The 24,507-nt window shown below is 67.3% G+C and carries 24 protein-coding genes; 18 read left to right on the top strand and 6 right to left on the bottom strand.

The window, feature by feature from the left end:
- Nucleotides 1-47: 47 nt before the first annotated feature.
- The 3 genes from F618_RS0100290 to ftsY are packed head-to-tail and all read right to left on the bottom strand — an operon-like array spanning nt 48 to nt 2,671.
- Nucleotides 48-977: an ABC transporter permease gene (locus F618_RS0100290; RefSeq protein WP_019567463.1), complete on the bottom strand. Its 930-nt coding sequence runs from the start codon at nt 975-977 to the stop codon at nt 48-50.
- Nucleotides 974-1,651, bottom strand: a complete 678-nt coding sequence (gene ftsE / locus F618_RS0100285; RefSeq protein WP_018145094.1) for a cell division ATP-binding protein FtsE — start codon at nt 1,649-1,651, stop codon at nt 974-976. The genes F618_RS0100290 and ftsE overlap by 4 nt, the downstream gene beginning before the upstream one ends.
- A gap of 12 nt (nt 1,652-1,663) precedes the next feature.
- Nucleotides 1,664-2,671 carry a signal recognition particle-docking protein FtsY gene (ftsY, locus tag F618_RS0100280; protein ID WP_018168913.1) on the bottom strand — a complete coding sequence of 336 codons (1,008 nt, stop codon included), beginning with the start codon at nt 2,669-2,671 and terminating at the stop codon, nt 1,664-1,666.
- 55 nt (nt 2,672-2,726) lie between these two features.
- Between ftsY and F618_RS0100275 the strand changes: the two genes are divergently transcribed.
- The 14 genes from F618_RS0100275 to F618_RS0100210 all read left to right on the top strand — a co-directional run bounded on the left by F618_RS0100275 (nt 2,727) and on the right by F618_RS0100210 (nt 17,673).
- Nucleotides 2,727-4,139: a pitrilysin family protein gene (locus tag F618_RS0100275; RefSeq protein WP_018168914.1), complete on the top strand. Its 1,413-nt coding sequence runs from the start codon at nt 2,727-2,729 to the stop codon at nt 4,137-4,139.
- A gap of 14 nt (nt 4,140-4,153) precedes the next feature.
- Nucleotides 4,154-5,458 (top strand): pitrilysin family protein, encoded by a 1,305-nt coding sequence (locus F618_RS0100270; RefSeq protein WP_018175978.1) that lies wholly within the window; start codon nt 4,154-4,156, stop codon nt 5,456-5,458.
- The gene (gene rsmD, locus F618_RS0100265) at nt 5,445-6,056 is read left to right on the top strand and encodes a 16S rRNA (guanine(966)-N(2))-methyltransferase RsmD (protein ID WP_018950982.1); all 612 of its coding nucleotides are present in this window, start codon (nt 5,445-5,447) and stop codon (nt 6,054-6,056) included. Before F618_RS0100270 ends, rsmD begins: the two co-directional genes overlap by 14 nt.
- A 204-nt stretch (nt 6,057-6,260) precedes the next feature.
- A complete protein-coding gene (locus F618_RS0100260) occupies nt 6,261-7,883 on the top strand; it encodes a BCCT family transporter (RefSeq protein ID WP_018937409.1) in 1,623 nt (540 codons plus the stop codon).
- Nucleotides 7,884-7,892: 9 nt separating this feature from the next.
- A complete protein-coding gene (locus F618_RS0100255) occupies nt 7,893-8,774 on the top strand; it encodes an NAD(P)-dependent oxidoreductase (RefSeq protein ID WP_081618715.1) in 882 nt (293 codons plus the stop codon).
- Between the two features lie 370 nt (nt 8,775-9,144).
- The gene (gene rpmE / locus F618_RS0100250; RefSeq protein ID WP_018145101.1) at nt 9,145-9,348 is read left to right on the top strand and encodes a 50S ribosomal protein L31; all 204 of its coding nucleotides are present in this window, start codon (nt 9,145-9,147) and stop codon (nt 9,346-9,348) included.
- Between the two features lie 16 nt (nt 9,349-9,364).
- The gene (locus tag F618_RS0100245) at nt 9,365-10,228 is read left to right on the top strand and encodes a thermonuclease family protein (protein WP_019567462.1); all 864 of its coding nucleotides are present in this window, start codon (nt 9,365-9,367) and stop codon (nt 10,226-10,228) included.
- A complete protein-coding gene (locus F618_RS0100240) occupies nt 10,228-11,094 on the top strand; it encodes a M48 family metallopeptidase (protein ID WP_018175981.1) in 867 nt (288 codons plus the stop codon). Before F618_RS0100245 ends, F618_RS0100240 begins: the two co-directional genes overlap by 1 nt.
- Before the next feature lie 81 nt (nt 11,095-11,175).
- Nucleotides 11,176-12,396, top strand: a complete 1,221-nt coding sequence (locus tag F618_RS0100235; protein ID WP_019567461.1) for a malic enzyme-like NAD(P)-binding protein — start codon at nt 11,176-11,178, stop codon at nt 12,394-12,396.
- Nucleotides 12,397-12,421: 25 nt separating this feature from the next.
- Entirely contained in the window at nt 12,422-13,345 is a 924-nt protein-coding gene (gene mdh, locus F618_RS0100230) for a malate dehydrogenase (RefSeq protein WP_019567460.1), read from the top strand.
- Nucleotides 13,329-14,285: a 5'-3' exonuclease H3TH domain-containing protein gene (locus F618_RS0100225; RefSeq protein WP_196800396.1), complete on the top strand. Its 957-nt coding sequence runs from the start codon at nt 13,329-13,331 to the stop codon at nt 14,283-14,285. The genes mdh and F618_RS0100225 overlap by 17 nt, the downstream gene beginning before the upstream one ends.
- The gene (locus F618_RS0100220) at nt 14,282-14,941 is read left to right on the top strand and encodes a DUF1007 family protein (RefSeq protein WP_019567459.1); all 660 of its coding nucleotides are present in this window, start codon (nt 14,282-14,284) and stop codon (nt 14,939-14,941) included. The genes F618_RS0100225 and F618_RS0100220 overlap by 4 nt, the downstream gene beginning before the upstream one ends.
- A gap of 10 nt (nt 14,942-14,951) precedes the next feature.
- Nucleotides 14,952-15,494, top strand: a complete 543-nt coding sequence (locus F618_RS0100215; RefSeq protein ID WP_019567458.1) for a pseudouridine synthase — start codon at nt 14,952-14,954, stop codon at nt 15,492-15,494.
- A gap of 121 nt (nt 15,495-15,615) precedes the next feature.
- On the top strand, nt 15,616-17,673 hold the full coding sequence (locus F618_RS0100210; protein ID WP_019567457.1) for a transglycosylase SLT domain-containing protein: 2,058 nt from the start codon (nt 15,616-15,618) through the stop codon (nt 17,671-17,673).
- Nucleotides 17,674-17,996: 323 nt separating this feature from the next.
- Here F618_RS0100210 and F618_RS0100205 read toward each other — a convergent pair whose 3' ends face one another.
- A complete protein-coding gene (locus tag F618_RS0100205) occupies nt 17,997-18,380 on the bottom strand; it encodes a group III truncated hemoglobin (RefSeq protein WP_018950989.1) in 384 nt (127 codons plus the stop codon).
- Between the two features lie 68 nt (nt 18,381-18,448).
- Between F618_RS0100205 and F618_RS0100200 the strand changes: the two genes are divergently transcribed.
- Nucleotides 18,449-19,357, top strand: a complete 909-nt coding sequence (locus tag F618_RS0100200) for a fructosamine kinase family protein (protein ID WP_018950990.1) — start codon at nt 18,449-18,451, stop codon at nt 19,355-19,357.
- Between the two features lie 64 nt (nt 19,358-19,421).
- Here the strand turns inward: F618_RS0100200 and proC are convergent, their stop codons facing one another.
- Together proC and F618_RS0100190 are read right to left on the bottom strand one after the other, a co-directional pair.
- The gene (gene proC / locus F618_RS0100195) at nt 19,422-20,240 is read right to left on the bottom strand and encodes a pyrroline-5-carboxylate reductase (protein ID WP_019567456.1); all 819 of its coding nucleotides are present in this window, start codon (nt 20,238-20,240) and stop codon (nt 19,422-19,424) included.
- Nucleotides 20,237-20,953 carry a YggS family pyridoxal phosphate-dependent enzyme gene (locus F618_RS0100190; protein WP_019567455.1) on the bottom strand — a complete coding sequence of 239 codons (717 nt, stop codon included), beginning with the start codon at nt 20,951-20,953 and terminating at the stop codon, nt 20,237-20,239. The genes proC and F618_RS0100190 overlap by 4 nt, the downstream gene beginning before the upstream one ends.
- 140 nt (nt 20,954-21,093) lie before the next feature.
- Here F618_RS0100190 and F618_RS0100185 point away from each other — a divergent pair, with 140 nt between their 5' ends.
- From F618_RS0100185 to F618_RS0100175, 3 genes are read left to right on the top strand one after another with little or no spacing between them, the layout of a single operon-like run.
- Complete coding sequence (locus F618_RS0100185; protein ID WP_019567454.1) at nt 21,094-22,128, top strand: type IV pilus twitching motility protein PilT; 1,035 nt, start codon at nt 21,094-21,096, stop codon at nt 22,126-22,128.
- 54 nt (nt 22,129-22,182) lie between these two features.
- The gene (locus F618_RS0100180; RefSeq protein ID WP_019563075.1) at nt 22,183-23,355 is read left to right on the top strand and encodes a PilT/PilU family type 4a pilus ATPase; all 1,173 of its coding nucleotides are present in this window, start codon (nt 22,183-22,185) and stop codon (nt 23,353-23,355) included.
- A 20-nt stretch (nt 23,356-23,375) separates the two neighbouring features.
- Nucleotides 23,376-24,494 carry a PilT/PilU family type 4a pilus ATPase gene (locus F618_RS0100175; protein ID WP_018950993.1) on the top strand — a complete coding sequence of 373 codons (1,119 nt, stop codon included), beginning with the start codon at nt 23,376-23,378 and terminating at the stop codon, nt 24,492-24,494.
- Nucleotides 24,495-24,507: the final 13 nt, after the last annotated feature.

Genomic DNA, 24,507 nt, shown 5'->3' with positions numbered 1-24,507 from the left:
GCTAAACCCTGCAAAGGTTCCGGACGTTTCGTCCGGGACGCGTCTCCCTAAGGGGCATCCCGCAGGGCATGGCCGCTGCCCAGCCGGGCGCCCAGCCAGCCGAGGAGGAGTCCGGCCAGGAGCAGGGCCAGGAGATGGGTGGCCCCAGGCAGGGACAGCCCGAATTCGAGATCGAACGCGGCCGCGGCCTGTTCCAGTGGCGCCCGGCTCAGGCCGATCCCGATGAGCAGCAGGATGCCGGCGAAAATACCGCCGCCCAGGCCGGTCATCACGCCGCCGTAGAGGGAGGGGCGCCGCAGGAACCGGTGGGTAGCCCCGCTGATTCGCGAGATGGCGATCTCTTCCCGGCGTTCGCGCAGCTCCGAGGCAGTCGCCAGGGCCAGGATCAGCAACGCCCCCAGCCCCAGCAGGGCGCCCACCACCGACAGGATGCGCAGCCCCAGCTGGTGCAGGCTGTTCAACTGCCGCACCCAGTCGTCGTCGCTGACCACCGTCGCACCCGGTACGGTGGCCGCAAGCGCCTCGCGGAGCGCCGCAACCGTCTCGGGATCCGCGGTCGCGGGGATCACATCCACCACGTCCGGCAGCGGGTTTTCGTCCAGCCAGTCCAGCAGGCCCGGGTCGGCCAGGCCCTCGCGATAGCGGGCCAGGGCCTCGTCGGCATCGATCCAGATCCAGCGTTCTACCCGGGCATCGGTCTCCAGGTGGCGTTCCAGATCCGCGACCGTGGCCGCCTCCACGCCGTCGAGGTAGAGGGCGATGCGTGGGTCATGGTCCACGTGGGCGGACAGGGCGCGGGCGTTGTCCAGCAGAACCCAGAGGTAGGCCGGCAGGGCGAGGATGAAGCCCAGCACGGCAATGCTGATCAGGCTCAGAACCGGGGCCTGCAGGCGGCGCTGCAGGCTGCGCCGGGCGGCATCCCGATGGGCCTCCAGCCAGGCCGGCACGGTGTCCTGCAGGCGACGGCCCGGCTTCATGCCGGGGCCCCCGCGGCCGCACGGGCCTCGATGCGTCCGTCTTCCAGGTGCAGGACCGGCTTGCCCATGCGCTCGACCAGGCCGAGGTCATGGCTGGCGATCAGGGCGGTCATGCCGACCCGGTTGAAGTCGTCGAACAGTTGCAGGATCTCGCGCGACAACGCCGGATCGAGGTTGCCGGTGGGCTCGTCTGCCAGCAGCAGGACCGGCCGGTGGACGATGGCCCGGGCAATGCCCACGCGTTGTTGTTCGCCCGCCGACAGGGTGCGCGGGTTGACCCCCTCCTTGTGCAGCAGCCCGACCTTGTCGAGCGCTGCGCGCACGCGTTTGCGCATCTCCGGGCGGCGGTAGGCGAGGATCTCCAGCGGCAGGGCGACGTTGTCGAACACCGGGCGGTCGAACAGCAGGCGATGATCCTGGAACACCAGCCCGATACTGCGGCGAAACCCCGGAATCGCGCGGTTGGAGAGGCGGTCGAGGTCGTGGCCGTTGACCCGGATGCGCCCGCGAGTCGGGCGCTCGAGCCCGGCGATCAGGCGCAGCAGGGTGCTCTTGCCGGCGCCGGAGGGCCCGGTGATGAAGGCCATCGCACCCGGGTCCACGCGCAGGCTGACGTTACTGAGCGCCTCGGACGCGCTGCCGAATCGCTTGGTGACGCGTTGCAGACGAATCATCCGGTGTGCTCGTCAGTCGCTATCGCGGCCGAGCAGGGCGCGCACAAAGGCGCGGGCATCGAAGACCTGTAGATCCTCGGCCTTTTCCCCGACCCCGATGAAGCGCACCGGAATGCCCAGCTGTTCGGCCAGCGCGAACAGCACGCCGCCCTTGGCCGTGCCGTCCAGCTTGGTCACGACGATTCCGGTCAGGCCCAGGGCCTCGTGGAACTGACGGGCCTGGTTCAGGGCGTTCTGGCCGGTGCCGCCGTCGACCACCAGCAGGACCTCGTCCGGGGCGTGTTCGTCCAGCCGGCCCATTACGCGCTTCACCTTGCGGACCTCGTCCATCAGGTTGGTCTGGGTGTGCAGGCGCCCGGCGGTGTCGGCAATCATCACGTCGATGCCGCGCGCCTGCGCGGCCTGCAGGCCGTCGTAGACCACCGAGGCGGAATCCGCCCCGGTGCCCTGGGCGATCACCGGAGCGCCATTGCGCTCGCCCCAGGTCTGCAGTTGTTCCACCGCCGCGGCGCGGAAGGTGTCGCCGGCCGCCAGCAGCACGGAGCGATCGTCCGCCTGCAGGTGGTGGGCCAGCTTGCCGATGGTGGTGGTCTTGCCGGCGCCGTTGATGCCGACGACGAGGATGGAGAAGGGGCGTTCGGCCTCCGGGATCTCCAGGGGGCGCGAGACCGGCTCGAGGATCTCGATCATGGCCGCCTCCAGGGCGTCCATCAGGGCCTCGGCATCATCCAGTTGTCCGCGTTTCACCTCGCGGGTGATACGATCCATGATCCGCTGGGTCGCATCCAGGCCCACGTCCGCGAGGAGCAGGCGTTCTTCCAGCTCCTCGAACAGTTCGTCGTCGATCTTGCGCCGGAGCAGCGACCCCAGGTCGCCGCCCAGGACCTGCCCGGTCTTGGCCAGGCCCTTGCGCAGGCGCTGGAACCAGCCGCCGCGGGCGGGCTTCTCCGGCTCGCTGCCAGGTGCCTCCGCGTCGGGGGTGGCCGGGTCTTCGGACTTCTTTTTGCGGAAACCGAACATGCTCGATGTGGTCAAGTAGAGAGTTCGCCAATGCTAGCACGAGGATTCATGAATCATGCGCGGTAAAAACCTGGTCACAGTGCTCGTTACGGCGTTTGTCTTTGCCTGGCCCGTCGGGGTCCTGGCCGCGACGCCCGAGATCGAATCGAAGGTGGTCGAAACTACGCTGGACAACGGCCTGACGGTCCTGGTGCTGGAGGACCGGCGTGCCCCGGTGGTGGCCAACATGGTCTGGTACCGGGTCGGGTCGGCCGACGAGCACAGCGGCGTGACCGGCATCTCGCACATGCTGGAGCACATGATGTTTCGCGGGACCGAGCAGTATGAGCCCGGCGAGTTTTCGCGCATCGTTTCGCGTCTGGGCGGGCGCGAGAATGCCTTTACCGGCCGTGACTACACGGGTTATTTCCAGATCATCGGGCGTGATCACTGGGAGACCATGATGGCGATGGAGGCGGAGCGCATGCAGCACCTGAAGCTGCAGGAAGACGAGTTCCGTCCGGAATTGAACGTTGTAAAGGAAGAGCGCCGTCTGCGCGTGGAGGACCAGCCCAACTCTCTGGTGCGCGAGCAGTTGATGGCCACCGCTTTCCTCAATCATCCGTATGGCAATCCGGTGATCGGCTGGATGAGCGATATCGAGGCCTACACCCTGGAAGACAATCAGGCGTGGTATGACCGCTATTACCACCCGAACAACGCGGTGGTCGTGGTGGTCGGCGATGTCGATGCCGAGCGGGTCATCGAGGCGGCCCGGGAGCATTTTGGGGACATCCCGGCGGGTGATCTCCCGGAGACGAAGCCGCGCGCCGAGACGCCGCAAAAGGGCGAACGCCGCATCATCGTCGAGGCCCCCGCAGAGCTACCCTACCTGCTGATGGGCTGGAAGGCGCCGGTTCTGAATACCGTGGACGACCCGGTGGATGTCTACGCACTGATGGTGGCGGCCGGGATCCTGGATTCCGGTGAGGCCTCGCGCTTTGCCCGCGAGATCGTACGGGGCGAAGAACTGGCCGGCGCGACCTCGGCCCGCTACAGCCCGTTCAGCCGGCTGGATGACCTGTTCATGATTGCGGCGGTGCCCACGGCTGCCACGGATGTGGAGACGCTGGAGGCGGCCCTGCTGGAGCAGGTGGAGCGGCTGAAGGACGAGCCGGTCAGCGACAGCGAACTGGAACGGGTGCAGGCGCGGGTGATCGCCTCCGAGGTGTATCAGCGTGACTCGGTGCGCTCCCAGGCCTTCCAGCTGGGCATGCTGCAGATCATCGGCGTCGGCTGGCAGGAAGGCGATCGCTTCGTCGAGCGCGTGCGTGCGGTGACTGCCGAGGATGTGCAGCGCGTGGTGCGCGAGTACCTGGTGCCGGAACGACGCACGGTCGGCATTCTCGATCCGCAGCCCCTGGATGGTGACGACCCGCCCGATCCGGGTGCGGTAGAGCCCTATGGCGATACCGCGGGGGGCATGTAATGACGGGAGGCAACATGATGCGAACGGGATTCCTGGTAGCCCTGGTCGGGCTGCTGGCGCTGGCGCTGCCGGTCCAGGCAGTGGAGATCGAGGAGTGGGAGACCGACGAGGGGCTGCGCGTGCTGTATGTGGCGGCGCCGGATTTGCCGATGGTCGACCTGCGCCTTACCTTCGACGGCGGGGCCTCGCGCGACGGCGACCAGAATGGCCTGGCCTCGTTGACCAGCAGCGCCCTGCAGCATGGCACGGCGGAGATGGATGCGGACGCGCTGGCCGAGGGTTTCGAGTCGGTGGGCGCGCAGTTCAGCACCACGGCACTGCGCGACATGGCCATCGTCAGCCTGCGTAGCCTGACCGAGCCGGACTGGATGGACGCGGCGCTGGAGACTATGTCCGCAGTCCTGGCCGAGCCCGCCTTCCCGGAGGCCGATTTCGATCGAGCCCGGCGCCAGGCCCTGCAGGGGCTGCAGCGCGAGCGCCAGGATCCCGGGAGCGTTGCCACCCGGCGTTTCTACGAGCTGATGTATGGCGATCACCCCTACGCCAACTGGCCGGGCGGCGAGCGCGAGACCCTGGAGGCGTTGCAGCCCGCGGATGCCCGCGCGTTCTACGAGCGCCACTACACCACGGCCAACGGCGCCCTGGCGATCACGGGCGGGCTGAGCCGCAGTGAGGCCGAGGCTGCGGCGGCACGCATCTCCGCCGCCCTGCCGCAGGGGCCTGCGGTGGAACCGCTGCCCGCGGTGGAGCCGCGCGAGGACCCGGTCGAGGAACGTATCGACTTCCCTTCCGAGCAGGCCCATATCCACATGGGGGCCCCGACCCTGCGCCGCGGCGAGGATGACCACTATGCCCTGACCCTGGCCAACCATGCCTTCGGCGGGGGCGGCTTTATCTCGCGCCTGTTCCTGGAGATTCGCAGCGCGCGCGGACTGGCCTATTCGATCAGCAGCCGCTTTCAGCCCATGGCGGTCGAGGGTCCCTTCCGTATCGGGATGCAGACCGGGGTCGATCAGGCGGACGAGGCGGTGACCGCGCTGCGCGAGGAACTCGAGCGCTGGCATGCCGAGGGTATCGATGCCGACGAGCTGGAGGCCTCGCGCGAGAACGTGGTCAACAGCTTCCCGCTGTCGTTGGCCTCGAACAGCGACATCGTCGGTCTGCTCGGTATGATCGCCTTCTATGATCTGCCGCTGGATTATCTGGAACGCTACATCGAACGCATGGAGGCGGTCGAGCTGGATCACCTGAACGCGCGGCTGCGCGAGCGCATCAACCCGGAAGCGATGGTCACGGTGATCGTGGGTGGCCAGGAGTAGGCGCGCCCCCGCCGGACGCCCCGCGCGCATCCGCATCATCGGCGGCGCCTGGCGCCGCCGCTGGCTGCCGGTGCTCGGGGTCGGCGGGTTGCGCCCGACCGCGGACGCCCTGCGCGAGACCCTGTTCAATTGGCTGCAGCCGCGACTCCCGGGCGCGCGCGTGCTCGACCTGTTCGCCGGCACCGGGGCGCTGGGGCTGGAAGCGGCCTCGCGCGGGGCGGACTCGGTGCTGCTGGTCGAGCGCGATGCCCGTGCCGCGGCCCAGCTTCAGGCCAACTGCGAGACCCTGGGGGCCGAGCAGGTGAGCGTGCGCCGGGATGACGCCCTGCGCCTGCTGGCCGGGGAACCGCCAGGCGGGTTGCCCTTCGATCTGGTGCTGGTGGATCCGCCATTCGGCCAGGGCCGGGTGGCGCCGGTGCTGGAGGCCCTTCGCGCGCACGACTGGCTGCACGCGGACAGCCGGATCTACGTGGAAATCGAGTCCGAGGCGGACCTCGAGTTCCTCGCTGCGGGTGGCTGGGAGATCGAGCGCGAGCGTCAGGGCGGGCAGGCCCGTGCCCTGTTGCTAGCCCGTGCTCCAGTCGCCGAGGCGGCGTAATATGGCCCCGGATATGGCGCAGGATATGACGCCGGGTGCGAAGCCCTTCACGTTTTTGCAGTCGGAGTAGTCTTTCGCTACGGTGGCTTTGTCCCACCTACTGCGGCAACGCCCAACGGGCGTGATCCTGTGCGGCTCCCGGAGCACGTTCGGAGCAAGCCCGCGCCGGCCCGCGTTCGCCACAAGAATACAAGGGGAAACCGAATGGATGAGCAGTCCACCCCCGGTCTGACGCAAACCCGCCTCGGCGGCTTTGGCGTGATCTGCAGCCCGGTCTTCTACACCGCCAGCATCGTGATCGCACTGTTCGTGCTGTTCGGAGCGATCTTCCCGGACACCGCCGAAGCGGTCTTTGCCCAGCTGCAAAGCGGCATCGGGGAGTATCTCGGCTGGTACTACATGCTGGTCGTCACCGTGTTCCTGGTCTTCTCCCTGTACCTGATGTTCAGCCGTTACGGTGGGGTGCGCCTGGGTGATCAGTTCGAGGCCCCGCGCTTTAGCTACACCGCGTGGTTCGCGATGCTGTTCTCCGCGGGTATGGGGATCGGGCTGCTGTTCTGGAGCATCGCCGAGCCGATGTACCACTACCTCAGCCCACCGCACGCCGAGGGCGAGACCGGCGCGGCGGCTGTCGAGGCGATGCGCTATACCTTCTTCCACTGGGGGCTGCATGCCTGGGCGATCTATATTGTCGTCGGCCTGTCGTTGGCGTATTACGCCTACCGCCACAATCTCCCGCTGCTGATCCGTTCCTCGCTGTACCCCTTCATCGGTGACCGGATCTATGGCCCTTGGGGGCATCTGGTGGACGTGGTGGCGCTGTTCGGCACCATGTTTGGCGTGGCGACCTCGCTGGGCCTGGGCGTCATGCAGATCAACTCGGGCCTGAACTTCGTGTTCGGGATCGAGGAATCCACCTACATGCAGATCGTGCTGGTCGCGATCATTACCCTGATCGCGGTGGGCTCGGTCGCGCTGGGCGTCGACAAGGGCATCAAGCGCCTGTCGAACTTCAATATCGGTCTGGCGGTGATCCTGATCGCGCTGCTGCTGGTCATGGGTCCGACCCTGTTCATCCTCCGCCTCCTGGTGGAGAGCACCGGCGTCTACGTTCAGTTCCTGCCCGAGATGAGCCTGTGGGCCGACACGATCGAGGATTCCGGCTGGGCGACCTCCTGGACCATCTTCTACTGGGGCTGGTGGATCTCCTGGGCCCCGTATGTCGGCATGTTCATTGCGCGGGTCTCCCGTGGCCGCACCATTCGCGAGTTCGTCGCCGGCGTGCTGCTGGCCCCGACCGCCGCGGCCTTCGTCTGGCTGGCCGTGTTCGGCGGCACTGCGATGAGCTACGAGCTCGAGGGTGTGGTCGACCTGACTGGCGCCGTGTCGGAGAACATGTCCACCGCGCTGTTCGTGACCCTCCAGGCCATGCCGCTGTGGGATTGGCTGTCCGTGGCTGTGATGGCGGCGGCGACGGTGCTGATCGTCACCTTCTTCGTGACCTCCTCGGACTCCGGCTCGCTGGTGATCGACACCCTGGCCTCCGGTGATGTGCGCAACCCGACCGTCACCCAGCGCGTGTACTGGGCCATCCTCGAAGGGGTTGTCGCGTCCATCCTGCTGTTGGCGGGCGGTCTGGCCGCGTTGCAGGCGGCCGCGATCAGTGTCGGGCTGCCGTTCTCGGTCATCATGCTGATCATGGTGTTCGGCCTGTGGAAGAGCCTGCATCAGACCGAAGCGGTCACCCCGAGCAAGTACCAGAAGGAGGCCCCGCCGCCGCATACCCTGTTGGGGTATACGGAAGATCTCGACGACAAGATCAAGTAGGGGGTAACGATGGCTGCGTCCCGAGTGGCGCTGCTGGGATGCGGGCTCATGGGGCAACCCATGGGCCTGCGTCTTTTGCAGGCCGGATTTCCCGTGGTGGCCTACAACCGCACGGTCGCGCGAGCGAGCGATCTGGCGGCCGAGGGGGTCACCGTTCACAGTTCGCCCGCCGCGGCTGTCGCGGAGGCGGACGTGCTGGTGCTGATGCTCAGTGATGCCGCGGCCATCCATGCCGTGCTGGATGCCCTGCCGGCGGGTGCGCTGGATGGTCGCTGCGTGATCCAGATGGCGACCATCCTGCCGGCCGAGAGCCGGGCCCTGGCGGAACGGGTGCGGGGCGCCGGCGCCTGCTACCTGGAGGCGCCGGTGCTGGGTTCCATCCCCGAGGCCCGGGATGGCCGTCTGCTGATCATGGCGGGCGCCGACCGCGAGGCCGACTTTGCCCGGGCCCAGCCGGTACTGGCGGCTCTGGGCGAGACACCCCGGCATGTCGGTTCGGTCGGGCAGGGGGCGGCGCTGAAGCTGGCCTTCAACCAGCTGATCGCGAGTCTCACCGCGGCGTTTTCCTTGAGCCTGGGGTTGGTGCGGCGCGAGGGGGTGGAGGTGGATACCTTCATGGAGATCCTGCGCGACAGTGCCCTGTATGCCCCGACCTTCGACAAGAAGCTTGGCAAGATGGTCTCCGGTGACTTCGGTACCGCCAACTTTCCGGTCAAGCACTTGCTGAAGGATGTGCGCCTGACCGAACGCGCGGTGGAGGATGCCCACCTGGTGGGGCCGTGGCTGCCGCTGCTGGCGGATCTGCTGGATCGGGCGCGCGAGCAGGGCCTGGCCGATGCGGATTATTCGGCCATCTACACCACGATTGCCCCGGAAAACGCGGGGCAATGAGGAAGATACGGCGGCCCTTATGCACAGCACCTGGCGATGGTGCTCGAGGCTCAAGGGGGTGGCCCGTGGCAACACACCGGACTGATGGGTCGGTATTAAATGGCCTAAAAACCAGTTGCTTGCGTGATATCTTTGCCGGGATCCGGCGCCGCCGCCTTGACGTTTCCGGTGGATTCCGTTCCGGGCGCGACAATTCGTCCACAAAGTTATCCACAGGTTGTCTGGACGGGTAAAACCACCCAGTCATTCAGGCAGTTGTCACCCGGAGTTGAAACGCGCTCTGCACTTGCTGTCGCAACCTGGTCTTGCGCTCGGGCGGGTAGCACCGCTATGCTATCGGACTTTTCGCCAGAACCTGCGTGAGCCGACCATGAAAGCCGACATCCATCCGAACTACCACAACGTCAAGGTTATCTGCAGCTGCGGTACGCAGTTCGAGACCCGCTCCACGCTCTCCGGCGAGGAGATGCACCTGGACGTGTGCTCGCAATGCCATCCGTTCTACACCGGCAAGCAGAAGATCGTTGATACCGCCGGCCAGGTCGACAAGTTCAACCGCCGCTTCGCATTCTGAGGCTGCGGCGCGCCGGATGGCGCGCAACGCGAACGGACACGTGACTGCTGCGGCGGACGTTGTCCGACCCGACGAGGGCGTCCTGCGGGGCGCCCTCGTCTGCGTTGTGGGCTTGGCCCTGGTGCTGCTGGCCACTGCGGCCCGGGCCGAGTGCCGGCTGGCGGATCAGGATCCGCGCGGGCTTCAGGAGGTCGAGGTGGAGCGCGTCCAGGGCTTCGATAGTCTGCGGTTGACCGATGGGCGGACCGTTCAGGTGATTGGTCTGGCCCCGGCCGCGCCACTGCCGGAGAGGGCCGGCCCGATGCGACCCCTGCATCTTCACGAGGGGCTGCGCGAGGCACTGGCCGCCCGGCTGGACGCGGTCGATCAGCGGCTGATCCTGCGCCCGGGCCGTCCCGCCCGGGACGCCGAAGGGCGCCTGCGCATGCATGCCTGGCTGCCCGGCGGGCCGTTGCTGGCGGCCGAATTGATTGCCGCCGGCGAAGCGATGCCGCGCCCCGGGCCGCAGCCGACCGCCCTGGATACCTGCTTCTACGTGGCCGAGGCCGAAGCACGGGCAGGGCAGCGGGGTCTGTGGTTGGAGCGGCCGGCGGCCCTGCCGGTCCGGATCCTGGACCCGCGTTCCGGTGCCCTGCGCCAGGGCCGGCTGCGGGTGCAGGGCGAGGTGGTGGCCGTGCGCGAGACGTCGCGTCACTGGGTGCTGGAGCTGGACGGGCCGCTGGACGTCCTGATTCGCGGGCGTGACCGCGATCACTGGCCCGATCTGCAGCCCGATACCTTGAACGGCGAGGCGGTGATTGTGCGCGGTCAGGTGTATCCTTGGAGAGACCGACTCCGGATGCGCATACGCCATCCGCTCGATCTAGAGGTACCGGAATAATGCGTGCTCTTTCCAAGTCCTGGCGGACCGCTCGCGGTCGTCTGGCCTCTCTGTTCCTGACGGTTCTGGTCGCCGCCGGCCTGGCCGTGGCGATCCCCGGTTGTACCACCAATCCGGTGACCGGACGCTCGCAGCTGATGTTGGTCTCCGAGAATCAGGCGATCGATGCGTCGCGCAGCGCCTACGTCGAGATGCTGGCTCCGGCGCGCGAGGAGGGTCGCATCAATGCCGATCCTGCGATGACCGCGCGGGTGCAGGGCATCACCGAAAAGGTGGTTGCGCAGGCGGTCAAATACCGTCCCGAGACCGCGGACTGGGACTGGGAGATCGCGGTGATCGAGGCGCCGGATACCGTCAACGCCTTCGCCATGGCGGGCGGCAAGATGGCGATTTACTCGGGCATCATCGAACAGCTGGAGCTGACCGATGACGAGCTCGCGCAGATCATCGGGCATGAGATTGCCCACGCGCTGTCGGCGCATACGGCGGAAAAGATGTCGGTCGCGCTGGCCAGCAATCTGGCCCTGACGGGGTACGCCCTCTCCGGCGACCGTTCGGATCTGGCCCTGACCGGAGCGGCGCTGGGGGCTGTGCTCGCCGTGCAGCTCCCGCATAGCCGGGGCATGGAATCCGAGGCCGACCGCATCGGTATCGAGCTGGCGGCGCGGGCCGGTTACAACCCGGATGCCGCGGCCACTCTCTGGCGCAAGATGGCTGCCCAGGCCAATGGCGGTCAGCCGGAATTCCTGAGCACTCACCCGGCACCGGCTTCGCGCCAGCGCGAACTCACCCGTCTGGCCGATCAGTACCGCCCGGTGTATGACGAGGCCCGGCGCGGGTCTGTCCCTACCCACCCGGTCAACTGATTTCGTTTCCGGTGCGGGCCTACCGCACCGGGCCTGCACCTGTTTCTGAAGCAACCGTCCGACAAAAGGCCTCGCTACACCATGTCCAAGGATTTCAACCAGCGCGCGCTGGAGTACCACGAGCAGCAGCCGGCCGGGAAGCTGGCGATCCACATCACCAAGCCCACAGTCACCCAGGATGATCTGTCGCTGGCCTACTCGCCGGGCGTCGCTGCACCGGTGCGGGCAATCGCCAAGGACCCGGAGCTGGCCTATCGCTATACCGGCAAGGGCAACCTGGTCGCAGTGATTACCGATGGCACTGCGGTGCTGGGGCTGGGCAACGTGGGTGCGCTCGCGTCCAAACCGGTGATGGAGGGCAAGGGCGTACTGTTCAAGGCCTTCGCCAATATCGACGTCTTCGATATCGAGGTGGACGCCGCGCAGCCGGAGGACTTCATCAACACGGTCGCGCGCATTGCCGGCGGCTTTGGTGGCATCAATCTGGAAGATATTGCCGCGCCGCACTGTTTCGAGATCGAGCGCCGTCTGTCCGAACGCCTGGATATCCCGGTCTTTCACGACGATCAGCACGGCACCGCGATCATCACCGCGGCCGGCCTGGTCAATGCGCTGGAGATCCAGGGCAAGAAGCTGAGCGAGGCGAAGATCGTCTGTGTCGGCGCAGGGGCTGCGGGGATCGCGTCCATGCAGCTGCTGGTCCGCCTGGGCGCGGCGAAGAAGAATCTGTTCATGGTGGATCGCAAGGGTGTGATCCACAGCCAGCGCGATGACCTGAACGAATACAAGCAGATCTTCGCGGTGGACACCGACGCGCGCAGCCTGGCCGATGCCTGTGCCGGTGCCGACGTGTTCATTGGGCTGTCCGGCCCGGACCTGCTGACCGCGGAGATGCTGCGGTCCATGGCGCCGAAGCCGATTGTCTTCGCCCTGTCCAACCCGGACCCGGAGATCCGTCCGGAGCTGGCGCACGCAACCCGCGATGACCTGATCATGGCCACCGGGCGCTCGGACTACCCGAACCAGGTGAACAACGTGCTCGGCTTCCCGTTCATCTTCCGCGGCGCGCTGGATGTGCGCGCCCGGACGATCAATGACGAGATGCTGGTGGCCGCGGTACACGCCCTGGCCGGACTGGCCCGCGAGCCGGTGCCGCAGGTGGTACTGGATGCCTACGGCCTGGAGGCCCTGGAATTCGGCCCGAACTACATCCTGCCGACCCCATTCGATCCGCGTCTGATCGACACCGTGCCGCAGGCGATCAGTCAGGCCGCCCGCGACAGCGGGGTCGCCCGCCTGTAACGCAGTCCTGTAGGAGGAGCAGCGCATGCAGAAGATCGCCATTGTCGGCGCCGGACGCGTCGGCGAATCCACCGCCCAGTTTCTGGCCCGCCGCGACATCGCCCGCGAGATCGCGCTGCTGGACGTGCGCGAGGGCGCGGCGGCCGGTGCCGCCCTGGATATCCAGGAGACTGCGCCACTGCTGCGTTTCGATACCCGGCTGACCGGCAGCCACGAGGCGTCGGTGATCGCTGGAGCGGAGCTGGTGATCATCACCGCCGGGTTGCCGCGCAAGCCCGGCATGTCGCGCTCCGACGTGCTGGACAAGAACGTCGAAATCCTCGATGTGATCCTGCAGGACATCCTGGTTCATGCCCCGCAGAGCCGGATCCTGGTGGTCTCCAACCCGGTGGATGTGCTGACCTACCGAGCCTGGCAGAAGACCGGCTGGAGCCGCGACCGTATCTTCGGCCAGGCCGGGGTGCTGGATACCTCGCGCATGGCCGCCTTCATCGCGCTGGAGACCGGTCTGTCCACCCACGACATCCAGGCGCTGGTGTTGGGCGGCCACGGCGATGCCATGGTTCCGATGCTGCGCTATTCGTCCGTCAACGGCGTCCCGCTGCATCACTTCATGGATCAGGCCACGCTGGACAACATCGTCGAGCGGACCCGGCACGGCGGCGCCGAGATCCTGGCCCTGAAACAGACCTCCAGCGCCTACGGCGCACCGGCCGCAGCCATCGCCGAGATGGTCGAGGCAATCGCCTTGGATCGGCGGCGGGTGCTGCCCACGGTGGCCCTGCTGGACGGCGAGTACGGCGAGCGCGACGTGGCCATGGGCGTGCCCTGTATCCTTGGTCAGGGCGGGATGGAGCGTGCCATCGAGCTGGAACTGAATGCCGAGGAGCGCGCGGGCTTCGACCAGTCCATCGCTGGCGTGCGGAAGGACCTTGAACGCCTCGCCTGAATCCGGCCCAGTGCCGGCTGTGCGGTTGCCGACCCTGACCCTGGTCGACAGCAGCATTTTCGTCTTTCGCGCCTGGTTCGCGCGCGGCCTGGACCCGGATCCGCAGGGCCGGCCGGGCGGTGCGCTGCATGGCCTGGTGCACTCGCTCTGCCAGTGGTTGCCGGCCTGCGCGCCGGGTCCGGTGGCCTTTTGTTTCGACACCGGCCTGCGCCGGGGTTTTCGTCACCGCATTGACCCTGCCTACAAGGCCCATCGCCCGCCGGCCCCGCCGGAGCTGCGCGAGCAGTTCGCGCGCATCCGCGAACTGCTGGGCCGGCTGGGGTTTGCGACTCTGGCCGACGCGGAGTACGAGGCCGACGACCTGATCGCCAGCCTGGCCCGCGCCGGGCGCGTGGCCGGCTATCGCATCGACGTGAAGAGTGCCGACAAGGATCTGACCCAGGTCATCCTGGGCGGGCAGGATCGCCTGCACGACCCGGAGCGTGGGGTCGACATGGATCGTCGCGCCATCGAAAAGCGCTTTCGCATCCGCCCCGAGCAAGTCGCGGACATGCTGGCCCTGGCCGGGGATGCCAGCGACAACATTCCCGGAATCGACGGGGTCGGACCGAAGACGGCCGCGCGTATCCTGCGCCGGTTACGCGACCTCGACACGGTCCTGGCCGACCCGCCGGCCGTCACCCGCTGCAACATCCGTCGCGCGCCCGCCGTAGCCGCGGCCATCGCCGGGCAGGCCGACCGGCTGCGCCGCTCGCGCCGGCTGACCGGCCTCGCCGACCGTATCCCGGATCTGCCAGCGCCCGGAGAATTGCATCCGACGGGCCCCGATCCGGACGCGTCCGCCTGGCTGCACGACCTGGGTGTTGCCCCCGCCTACCACGCCCGGCTCCTGGCCGCCGCCGGCGCCTGGGGCCTGACGGATACGAGGCAGACGGCATGATGCGCCGCCTGCACATCCTGGGCGGCGTGGTGCTGGCCGCGCTCGTGCTTCTGCCGGCCGGCGTACAGGCGCACCCGCATGCCTGGATCGACCTGCGGATCAGCTTCGAGCGCGACGGCGACGGGCAGATCACCCATATGCTCCATCACTGGCGCTTCGACCCGACCTACGGGCAGTACCTGTACGACGATGCCCAGGAGCATCAGTCCGGCGATACGCCGGAGGCGCGCCTGCAGGGGCTTGCCACCGAGATCCTCGACAATCTGGACGAGTACCGCTGGTACAGCCACCTGGAGGTGGCTGGAGAGGCGCTCGGGATCGCGGCCGCCGCCGATCCCCGGATGGCCATGGACGCGGGGCTGCTGCACTTCCGCTTCCGGCTGGAGCTGGAGCAACCGGTCGATCCGACCGACGAGCCGTTGGCCTACCGGGTCTACGACCCGACGTATTTCATCGAGATCCTGCATCAGGACCCGCATGGCACGGAGATTCTTGATGCGTCCGGACTGGTGGATGCGACCTGTCAGGCCCGGCTCGAACGGCCGCGCCCGGATCCGGCGCTGGTGGCGCGCGCGCTGGCGCTGGACTATGGCGCCAGCGTGGATTACGACCTCGGCCGGCACTTTGCCGAACGCGTCACCCTGCGCTGCGACTGAGGCACTGGTTATGGCCCGGGTCGTATTGTTCCACAAGCCCTGGGGTGTCCTGCCCCAGTTCACCGACCCCGAGGGTCGTCCGACACTGGCCGACTACATCGCGATCCCCGGGGTCTATCCGGCCGGTCGTCTGGACCGTGACAGCGAGGGCCTGCTGGTCCTGACCGACGATGGGCGTCTGAACGCGCGTCTGACCCAGCCACAGCACAAGACCAGCAAGACCTACTGGGTGCAAGTCGAGGGCGAACCCGACGATGCCGCGTTGCATGCCCTGCGCGAGGGTGTCGAGTTGAAGGATGGCCTGACCCGACCGGCGAAGGTGGAGCGCATGGACCCGCCGGACATCCCGGAGCGCGACCCACCCGTGCGTTTTCGGCGCCATATCCCGACCCGCTGGCTGGCGCTCACCCTGCGCGAGGGGCGCAACCGCCAGGTTCGCCGAATGACCGCGGCGGTAGGTCACCCGACCTTGCGCCTGGTGCGTTACCGGGTCGACTCCTGGACCCTCGATGGCCTCGCGCGGGGCGAGTTTCGCACCCTGGAGACGGGTTAAGGGGCTCTTGAAACCCCGGAATGCCGGAACTGCCGCCCGCGTCGCGCGAAACCGGAGGATCCTCATTGCAAGCGCTCCGGTGCAGGCCGATGATAGGAAACCATTGATACGAGGGCGGGACATGCTCCAATCCAGGAACGTAATCGCCGGGCTGGCCGGCCTGTTGCTGCTCCTGGCCGCGGCGCTGCCGGCGGCCGCTGGCGAAGAAGACCTTTATGTCTTCGAGCGCAGCCTGTACCTTCTCGCCGAGCGCGCCCTGAACCGCGGCGACATGACGGCCTACCGCGCCGCGCGCAGCACCCTGACCGGCTACCCACTGACCCCTTACCTGGATTACCGCGATCTGGCGCGCAATCTCAATCGCGCCGACCCGGATGCCGTGCGCCGCTTTGTACGCGAGCATGACGACACCCCGCTGGCAGCCCGGTTGCACGGGAGCTATCTGACGCATCTCGCGCGCGAAGAGCAGTGGGGGGCGTATCTCGAATTCCTCGATTCGGACCGTTCGCTGTCCGTCGAGCAGGACTGCAATCGCCGCCAGGCCCTGTTGGAGACGGGAGAACGCGATGCGGCCCTGGAGGACGTGGAATCCATCTGGCTGCACGGGCAGTCGCGCCCTTCGGCCTGCGATCCGGCCCTGAAGGCCTGGCGCGATGCCGGGGGGCTGACCGGTGAACTCGCCTGGGATCGATTCGTGCTGTCCGTCGAGGCGGGACAGACGGGTCTGGCTCGTTACTTGCGCCGCTACCTTGACCGCGATGACCGCCCGTGGGCGGAGCGCTGGCTGGATCTGGCCAGCCAGCCCGCACGGGTTGTGGAGGCCGACTTCGACGCCGGTGCTCACCGCTCGGCCGAGGCGCTGATGGAGCGGGCCTTCACCCGCTGGATCCGCCAGGACCTGGATGCCGCCCTGGAAGGCTGGGAGAAGGACGGGCGTGATCTCGGACTGTCTTCCGAATCGGCCGGGCGCGTGCAGCATGCCCTGGCCCTGCGCCTGGCGCTGCGCTATCGCCCCGAGGCGCTGGACTTCATGGCGGCCCTGGAGCCCGAGGTGTTCGACACCCAGTTGCGCCAGTGGCAGGTGCGCGCGGCATTGTACGAGCGCGACTGGGAGGTGGTGATGGACGCGATCCGCGCCATGGATCGCGACGTGCGCGACGAGGCCGCGTGGCAGTACTGGTATGCCCGTGCCCTGGAACAGATCGAGTCGTTGGAGGCCGCACGCGGCTTCTACGAGCGCGCGGCCCGCGAACGCAACTTCTACGGCTTCCTGGCGGCCGACCGCCTGGGGCAGCCCTATCGCATCGGGCATCAGCCCCTGGTGCTGGAAGACGGGCAGCGTGCCGCCATGCGCACGCACGCCGGCATGCAGCGCATGCGCGAACTGGTCCGCCTGGACCGTAACGCCGAGGCCCGCCGCGAATGGACGCACGCCGTGGCCGACATGGATACTGCAGAGCTGGAGGCGGCGGCGCGCACCTTCGCCGACTGGGGCTGGCACGACCGCGCGATCTTCACCGCGGCGCGCGCCCGCAACTGGGACGACATCGAGCTGCGCTTCCCGCTCGCCTTTGATGACCTGATCGTGGCCGGCGCCCGTGAACAGGGTATCGATCCGGCCTGGGCCATGGCGATCGCACGCCAGGAGAGTGCCTTCCTCTACGACGTCCGTTCCGGTGCCGGGGCGCTGGGTATCATGCAGGTCATGCCCGCGACGGGTCGGTCGATCGCCTCGGCGGCGGGTGTGCGCGTGAACTCCGACTGGGACATCCTTGACCCGGCGACCAATGCCCGGCTTGGCACCTACTACCTGCGGCGCAATCTCGACCGTTTCGGAGGCCACAGCATGCTGTCCTCCGCGGCCTACAATGCCGGCGCCCACCGTGTGAATTCCTGGCTGCCGGAGGACCGCGCGATGGATCCGGATATCTGGGCCGAGCTGATCCCGTTCTCCGAGACCCGCGACTACATCCGCCGCGTGTTTGCCTACCGCATCCTGTACGCGGTCCGCCTGGGGCAGGAGCCGCCGTCGCTGGCCACCCTGCTGTATCCGGTCACGCCGCAGGATGGCCTCGCCGCGAGCCGCGAACGCCACCTGGCCACACTGCCTGGCGAGGCGGGCATCGCCCTCAGCCGCGCCTTCTGCGACGCCCCGGGTTATACCGACAACGCCTGCTAGTCTGCCCGCCGCGAAGCGCACAAAGCCACGAAGAAGGCCAAGGGCGGTTTGCAACCGGAAGGCTTGAAGAGCGGCAGGCGGCCGATCGCCCGGAGGGCCGAGGCCTCTGCCGACCCCTGGCGCGACGGCCTGTCAGGAGCCGATTTGGTGACGGACATCCGCCACGGGCCCTCGCCGCAGGGCATCGCCAACGGCGATCGCAAAGGCTCCAGGCACGGGGCTCGCCCGTCGCCATGCCACAATGCTCCCGGCTTCCTCTGAACCGTGCTTGACCTGGCCCTTCTTCGTGCCTTCGTGTGCTTCGTCGTGCAAACAAAGGCGGGTCAGCCGCGGATGATGTCCTCGCGCATGCGGCTGGCGATGCCGTCGGCCAATTGCTGCCATTCGGCCGCCAGAGGTGGCTCCAGGTGCTCCTCGGTGGTGGCCTTGAAGTGGCGCATCCAGACGGCCAGGTCGGCCTCGGTCAGGTTCAGCGGTGCGTGCTTGCCGACCATGTCGATGGTCGGCGGCTGTTCCAGGCGCCCGCCCAGGTTCATGTACCAGAAATCGGCGATGCGCTTCACGTGATCCGGAAAGTCCTGGATGCGCTCGAAGTGATGGCCGATCTGGGGGTCGGCCGACAGGCGGCGGTAAAAGTCGTCGATCACCGCGCGGATGCGCTCGGCGCCGATCTTGTCGCACAGAGGTTCGAGCTTGCGAAAGGCCATGGGGGTCTCCTGACGGATCCTGCGACAGCCGGTAACCTGCACACTGACATGGAACCCGGATGCCAAGGATGAACCAATTCGATCCAACGGGCCCCGATGCCGTGACGGCTGCGGTGGCCCAGTGTATTGCCGACCATACCGGAACGCCCTTCGACCCAACAGGAAGCCAGGCCTGTTCCGGGGGCTCCATCAATCAGGCGCAGCGTTTCACCGGAAGCGACGGGCGGGCGTTCTTCGTCAAGCTGAGTGGGGGCGACGGCGCTGCGATGTTCGCGGCCGAGGCGCGCGGCCTGGAAGAACTCGCGCGCTGCGAACGCCTGAAAATCCCCGCTGTCGTCGGCACCGGATCGGCGGGCGGCACGCACTTTCTGGTGCTGGAGAACCTGGCGCTGGGCGGCCCCCGCGACGGGGTGGCTCTGGGGCACGGGATTGCCGACATGCACCAGAAGACCCGTCCGCGCTTCGGGCTGGATCACGACAATTTCATTGGCAGTACGCCGCAACCGAATACCGAGCACGACGACTGGGCGGCGTTCTACCGTGATGAACGTCTGGGCTTCCAGCGTCGGCTGGCGCGGGAGCGTGGGGCGGCGGGATCGCTACTGGGGGCGCTGGAGGAGCTGGAGTCCTCGCTGGGCGGCTTCTTTAGCGACTATCAGCCGGTACCCTCCCTGCTGCACGGCGACCTGTGGAGCGGCAACTGGGGGTTCCTGGCGGATGGCAGCGTGACGATCTTCGATCCGGCGGTGTACTACGGCGACCGCGAGGCCGACCTGGCGATGATGGAACTGTTCGGTCACCCGGGCCAGGACTTCGTCGCCGCCTACGAGGAGATCCTGCCCATCGACCCCGGCTATGGCGTGCGGCGCACACTCTACAACCTCTACCACATCCTCAATCACGACCACCTGTTCGGCGGCGGCTATGGCCCCCAGGCCGAGCGCATGATCCGCCAGCTGCTGGCCGAACTGCGCTGATTGCCCCACCACCAACCGCTCTTGGGCGGCCCTTCCTTCGTGCGTTTCGTGGGGGCTCAGGGTTTCAACGCCCGAGTTCGCGCGAGCGTTCGGCGGCTGCGGTCATGGCGCGGCGCATCAGGTCGCGCAGGTCGCCGTCTTCCAGGACCTGCAGGGCGCGTTCGGTGGTGCCGCCCGGGGAGGTGACGCGATGGCGCAGCTCCGCGGCGCTCTCGTCGCCCTCTGCGGCCAGACGGGTGGCCCCGGCCAGGGTGCCCAGGGTCAGTTCCAGTGCGGTATCCGCCGGCAGCCCCAGTGACTTCGCGGCCTCCTGCATCGCCTCGATCATCAGGAAGACGTAGGCCGGTCCGCTGCCGGAGGTGGCGGTCACGGCGTGCATCTGCTCTTCGTCCTCCACCCAGATCGCGCGGCCCACCGACTCCAGCAGCCGGGTGGCCGTGGCGCGATCCTCGGGGCTTGCGGTGGGGGCGGCGTAGAGTCCGGTGACCCCGGCGCCGACCAGGGCCGGGGTGTTCGGCATCGCGCGGACCAGGCGCGTGGCGTCGCCCAGCCACCCGGCCAGCTGGGTGGTGGTGGTGCCCGCGGCTACCGAGATCACTAGCGGTTGACCCTGCTGCACCGCATCGCGCAGCGTCGGGGCGAGCTCAGGCAGGGTCTGTGGCTTCACCGCAAGCACCAGGGTGGCGCTCTGGGCCGCCAGTTCGCTGGCGCTACCACTGGCGAGCCCCGGGTATCGCGCCTGCAGATCGCGTACGCGCTCGGCGCCCTTGTCGGCGATGGCGATGCGTTCGGCGGCATGGCCGGACTGGACCAGTCCCTGAAGCAGGGCCTCGCCCATGTTGCCGGCCCCGACGAAGCCGACCTCGAAGCGGTGTTCCGTCATGTGGATTCCTTGGATTTGGGTTGGCGCGGGCCGAACAGGGCGGTGCCGATGCGCACGATGGTTGCCCCCTCGAGAATGGCGGCCTCGAGATCGCCCGACATCCCCATGGACAGTGTATCCAGCGAATGGCCCCGAGCATTCAGGGTATCGCGCAGGGCGCGCAGGCGCGCGAAGGGTTCCCGCTGTAGCGGGATGTTGTCGGCGGTGGCCGGAATGGCCATCAGTCCGCGCAATGCGAGGCCGGGCAGGTCCTGCACTGCGGCGGCCAGGGCGGCGACCTCCCCGGGTGCGACGCCGGCCTTTTGCGGTTCCTCGCTGATGTTGACCTGCAGGCATACCTGCAGCGGCGGCATGCCCTCCGGACGCTGATCCGACAGGCGCCGGGCGATCCGCTCGCGGTCGACGGTATGCACCCAGGCGGCGCGTTCGGCCACCGCGCGGGTCTTGTTGCCTTGCAGCGCGCCGATGAAGTGCCACTCGAGGCCGAGTGGCGCGGGTGCGGCCTCCAGGGTGTCGTACTTGTCCACCAGCTCCGGGGCGTAATTCTCGCCGAAGGCGGACTGTCCCAGCGCATGCAGGGCACGGATCTCGTCCGCACCGCGGGTCTTGCTGACGGCCAATAGACGGACCGAATCCGGGTCGCGTCCGGCCTCGCGGCAGGCGGCCTCGATACGGGCTCGAACGGTGCTCAGGGCATGGTCTGGTGTGGTCATTTCCCTATGATATAGTCCGGAAGAACACAAGGTCACCGCGGATTTTCGCGCGGGCCTTCATAAGCGACAGGGGGTGGTGGTCGTGGCTGCCACCAGGGCGTTGGCGCGGGTCGGCCTTACGCCCGACAACAGGGGGATGCATGGATATCACGCAGTTGCTGGCCTTTTCGGTCAAGAACGGGGCCTCGGACCTGCACATCTCCGCGGGCATGCCGCCGATGGTACGTATCGACGGCGACATGCGCCGGGTGAACGTGCCGGTCATGGACCACAAGGAGGTCCAGGGCCTGATCTACGACATCATGAACGACCGCCAGCGCAAGGACTACGAGGAGTTCCTGGAGTCAGACTTTTCGTTCGAAATCTCGGGGCTGGCGCGTTTTCGTGTCAACGCCTTTAACCAGGACCGGGGCGCAGCGGCGGTCTTCCGTACCATCCCCTCCAAGGTCCTGACCCTGGAAGAGCTGGGTGCCCCGCGCATCTTCGAGGAGATCTCGGACTATCCGCGCGGTATCGTGCTGGTGACCGGCCCGACCGGTTCGGGCAAGTCCACCACGCTGGCGGGCATGGTCAACCACCGCAACGAAAACGACTACGGGCATATTCTCACCATCGAGGACCCGATCGAGTTCGTGCACGAATCGAAGAAGTCCCTGATCAACCAGCGCGAGGTACACCGCGACACCCACGGCTTCAGCGAGGCCCTGCGCTCGGCCCTGCGCGAGGACCCGGACACCATCCTGGTCGGCGAACTGCGTGATCTCGAGACCATCCGCCTGGCGCTGACGGCGGCCGAGACCGGCCACCTGGTGTTTGGCACCCTGCACACCAGCTCCGCGGCCAAGACGATCGACCGCATCGTCGACGTGTTCCCGGCGGCCGAGAAGGATATGGTGCGGGCCATGCTGTCGGAGTCGCTGCGTGCGGTCATCGCGCAGACCCTGATGAAGAAGATTGGCGGCGGGCGCGTCGCGGCGCACGAGATCATGCTCGGCACGCCGGCGATCCGGAACCTCATCCGCGAAAACAAGATCGCGCAGATGTACTCGACCATCCAGACCAGTTCCGGCTCCGGCATGCAGACGCTGGACCAGTGCCTGAAGGACATGCTCGCGCAGGGCGTGATCAGCCGCGAGGACGCCCGCCGCAAGGCCAGCAACCCGGATTCCATCTGACCACCACGCCGCCGATGCGCTTGACCGTCGGACCGGGTACCAAGGGAGAACGCCATGGATCGTGACAAGGCGATCAAGTACATGCACGACCTGCTACGGGCCCTGGTGGACCGGGGCGGGTCGGATCTGTTCATCACGGTGGGCATGCCGCCGGCGGCGAAGATCGACGGTCGCGTGGTGCGGATGACCGAACAGAACCTGACGCCCTCGCATACCCAGGCACTGGTTCGCTCGATGATGAACGACAAGCAGTCGGCCGAGTTCGAGCGCCACCAGGAGTGCAACTTCGCGATTGGCTTGCAGGGCGTGTCGCGTTTTCGCGTAAACGTCTTCACCCAGCGTGGCAGCCCGGGCATGGTGCTGCGAACCATCAATTCCGTGATCCCGAAGTTCGAGGACATCCAGATGCCGCCGCAGCTGGAGAAGATTACCCAGGAGCGTCGTGGCCTGGTGATCTTTGTCGGCGGCACCGGCTCGGGCAAGTCGACCTCGCTGGCGGCCATGATCGGCTATCGCAACCGCACGACAGCCGACCACATCGTCACCATCGAGGACCCTATCGAGTTCGTTCACGAGCACGCGATGAGCATCGTCACTCAGCGTGAAGTCGGGGTGGACACCGAGAGCTACGAGATCGCGCTGAAGAACACCTTGCGCCAGGCGCCGGACGTGATCCTGATCGGCGAGATCCGCGACCGCGAGACCATGGACTACGGCGTCGCCTTCGCGGAGACCGGGCATCTGTGCCTGTCCACGCTGCATGCGAACAGCACCAACCAGGCACTGGACCGCATCATTAACTTCTTCCCCGAGGACCGGCGCGAACAGCTCCTGATGGACCTGTCGCTGAACCTGAAGGCCGTGATTTCGCAACGCCTGGTACGCAAGGAAGGCGGCGAGGGCCGGGTGCCGGCGGTGGAGATCCTGATCAACACCCCGCTGATGGCCGACCTGATCCTGAAGGGCCAGGTGCACGAGATCAAGGAGCTGATGTCCCGTTCCCGCGAACAGGGCATGCAGACCTTCGACCAGGCCCTGTTCGACCTCTACGAGCATCGCCACATCAGTTACGACGAGGCCCTGCGCAACGCCGACTCGGTGAACGACTTGCGCCTGCGCATCAAGCTCGACAGCCAGCGAGCCCAGGACGACGGAGCCCCCGCCGTAACGGATGAGGGCGAAGGCCTGTCCGTGGACGAGCGCGCCGAGGACTTCAACCTGCGCTAGTCGTTGGGGAAACAGAAAACATGAGCCAGTTGCAGATCGAGCCCTACCTGAAGTTGATGGCCCAGAAGGCCGCCTCGGACCTGTTTTTTCTGACCGGCGCGCCGGCCAGTATCAAGGTCGACGGCGCGCTGCAGCCAATCTCGCGCAAGGCGCTGGCGCCCGGTCAGGCCGAGAGCATTGCGCGCGAGATGATGAGCGAGCATCAGGCGGAGATCTTCGAGCGCGAGACGGCCGTCAACTTCGGCCTGTCGCGTGAGGGCCTGGGGCGCTTTCGCGTGAATGTCTATCGCCAGCGCGGCGAGGTCGCGATGGTGATCCGCTTCATCCGGGTCTCCATCCCGACCATCGAGCAGCTCGGGCTGCCCGAGGTGCTCAAGCAGTTTGTGGCCTACAACGACGGGCTGATCCTGATTGTCGGGGCCACCGGCACCGGGAAGTCGACCACCCTGGCGTCGATGATCGATCACCGCAACACGAACCAGAGTGGGCATATCCTGACGGTCGAGGATCCGATCGAGTTTCTGTTCAGCCACAAGCGTTCTATCGTCGGTCAACGCGAGGTCGGGATCGATACCCCCAGCTACGACCACGCCCTGCAGGAGGGCATGCGCGAGGCCCCGGACGTGATCATGGTCGGCGAGGTCCGCTCGCGCGAGACCATGCGCGCGGCGCTGACCTATGCCGATACCGGGCACCTGGTCCTGACCACCCTGCACGCGACCAATGCCACCCAGGCCCTGGATCGAGTGATCAACCTGTTCCCCGAGGACAACCGCCCGCAGATCCTGTCGGACCTGTCACTGAACCTGCGTGCGATCGTCGCCCAGCGCCTGCTGCAGACCAAGGACGGGCGACGCGTTGCCGCGCTGGAAATCCTGGTCAACACGCCTTACATCTCCGAGCTGATCCGCGACGAGAAGATCAGCGAGATCAAGGAGATCATGGCCAAGGGGAGCTCCGTGGGCATGCAGACCTTCGATCAGGCGATCGTCAAGCTGTTCAAGACCGGCGACGTCATGCTGGACGAGGCCCTGAACAAGGCGGATTCGCGCGCCGATCTCGAGTGGCGCCTGAACTTCGGGGGCGGGGTCGCCTCCGCCGACGAGACCGAAGAAGAGTTGAAGCTCCCCGACCGGTAGGAGCCTGTTCGCA

The sequence above is a fragment of the Thioalkalivibrio sp. ALMg13-2 genome (genome assembly GCF_000381185.1).
In the GTDB taxonomy this organism is placed as follows: domain Bacteria; phylum Pseudomonadota; class Gammaproteobacteria; order Ectothiorhodospirales; family Ectothiorhodospiraceae; genus Thioalkalivibrio; species Thioalkalivibrio versutus.
Note: the sequence above shows the minus strand (reverse complement) of the source record. Positions and strands in the feature narration are given on the sequence as shown.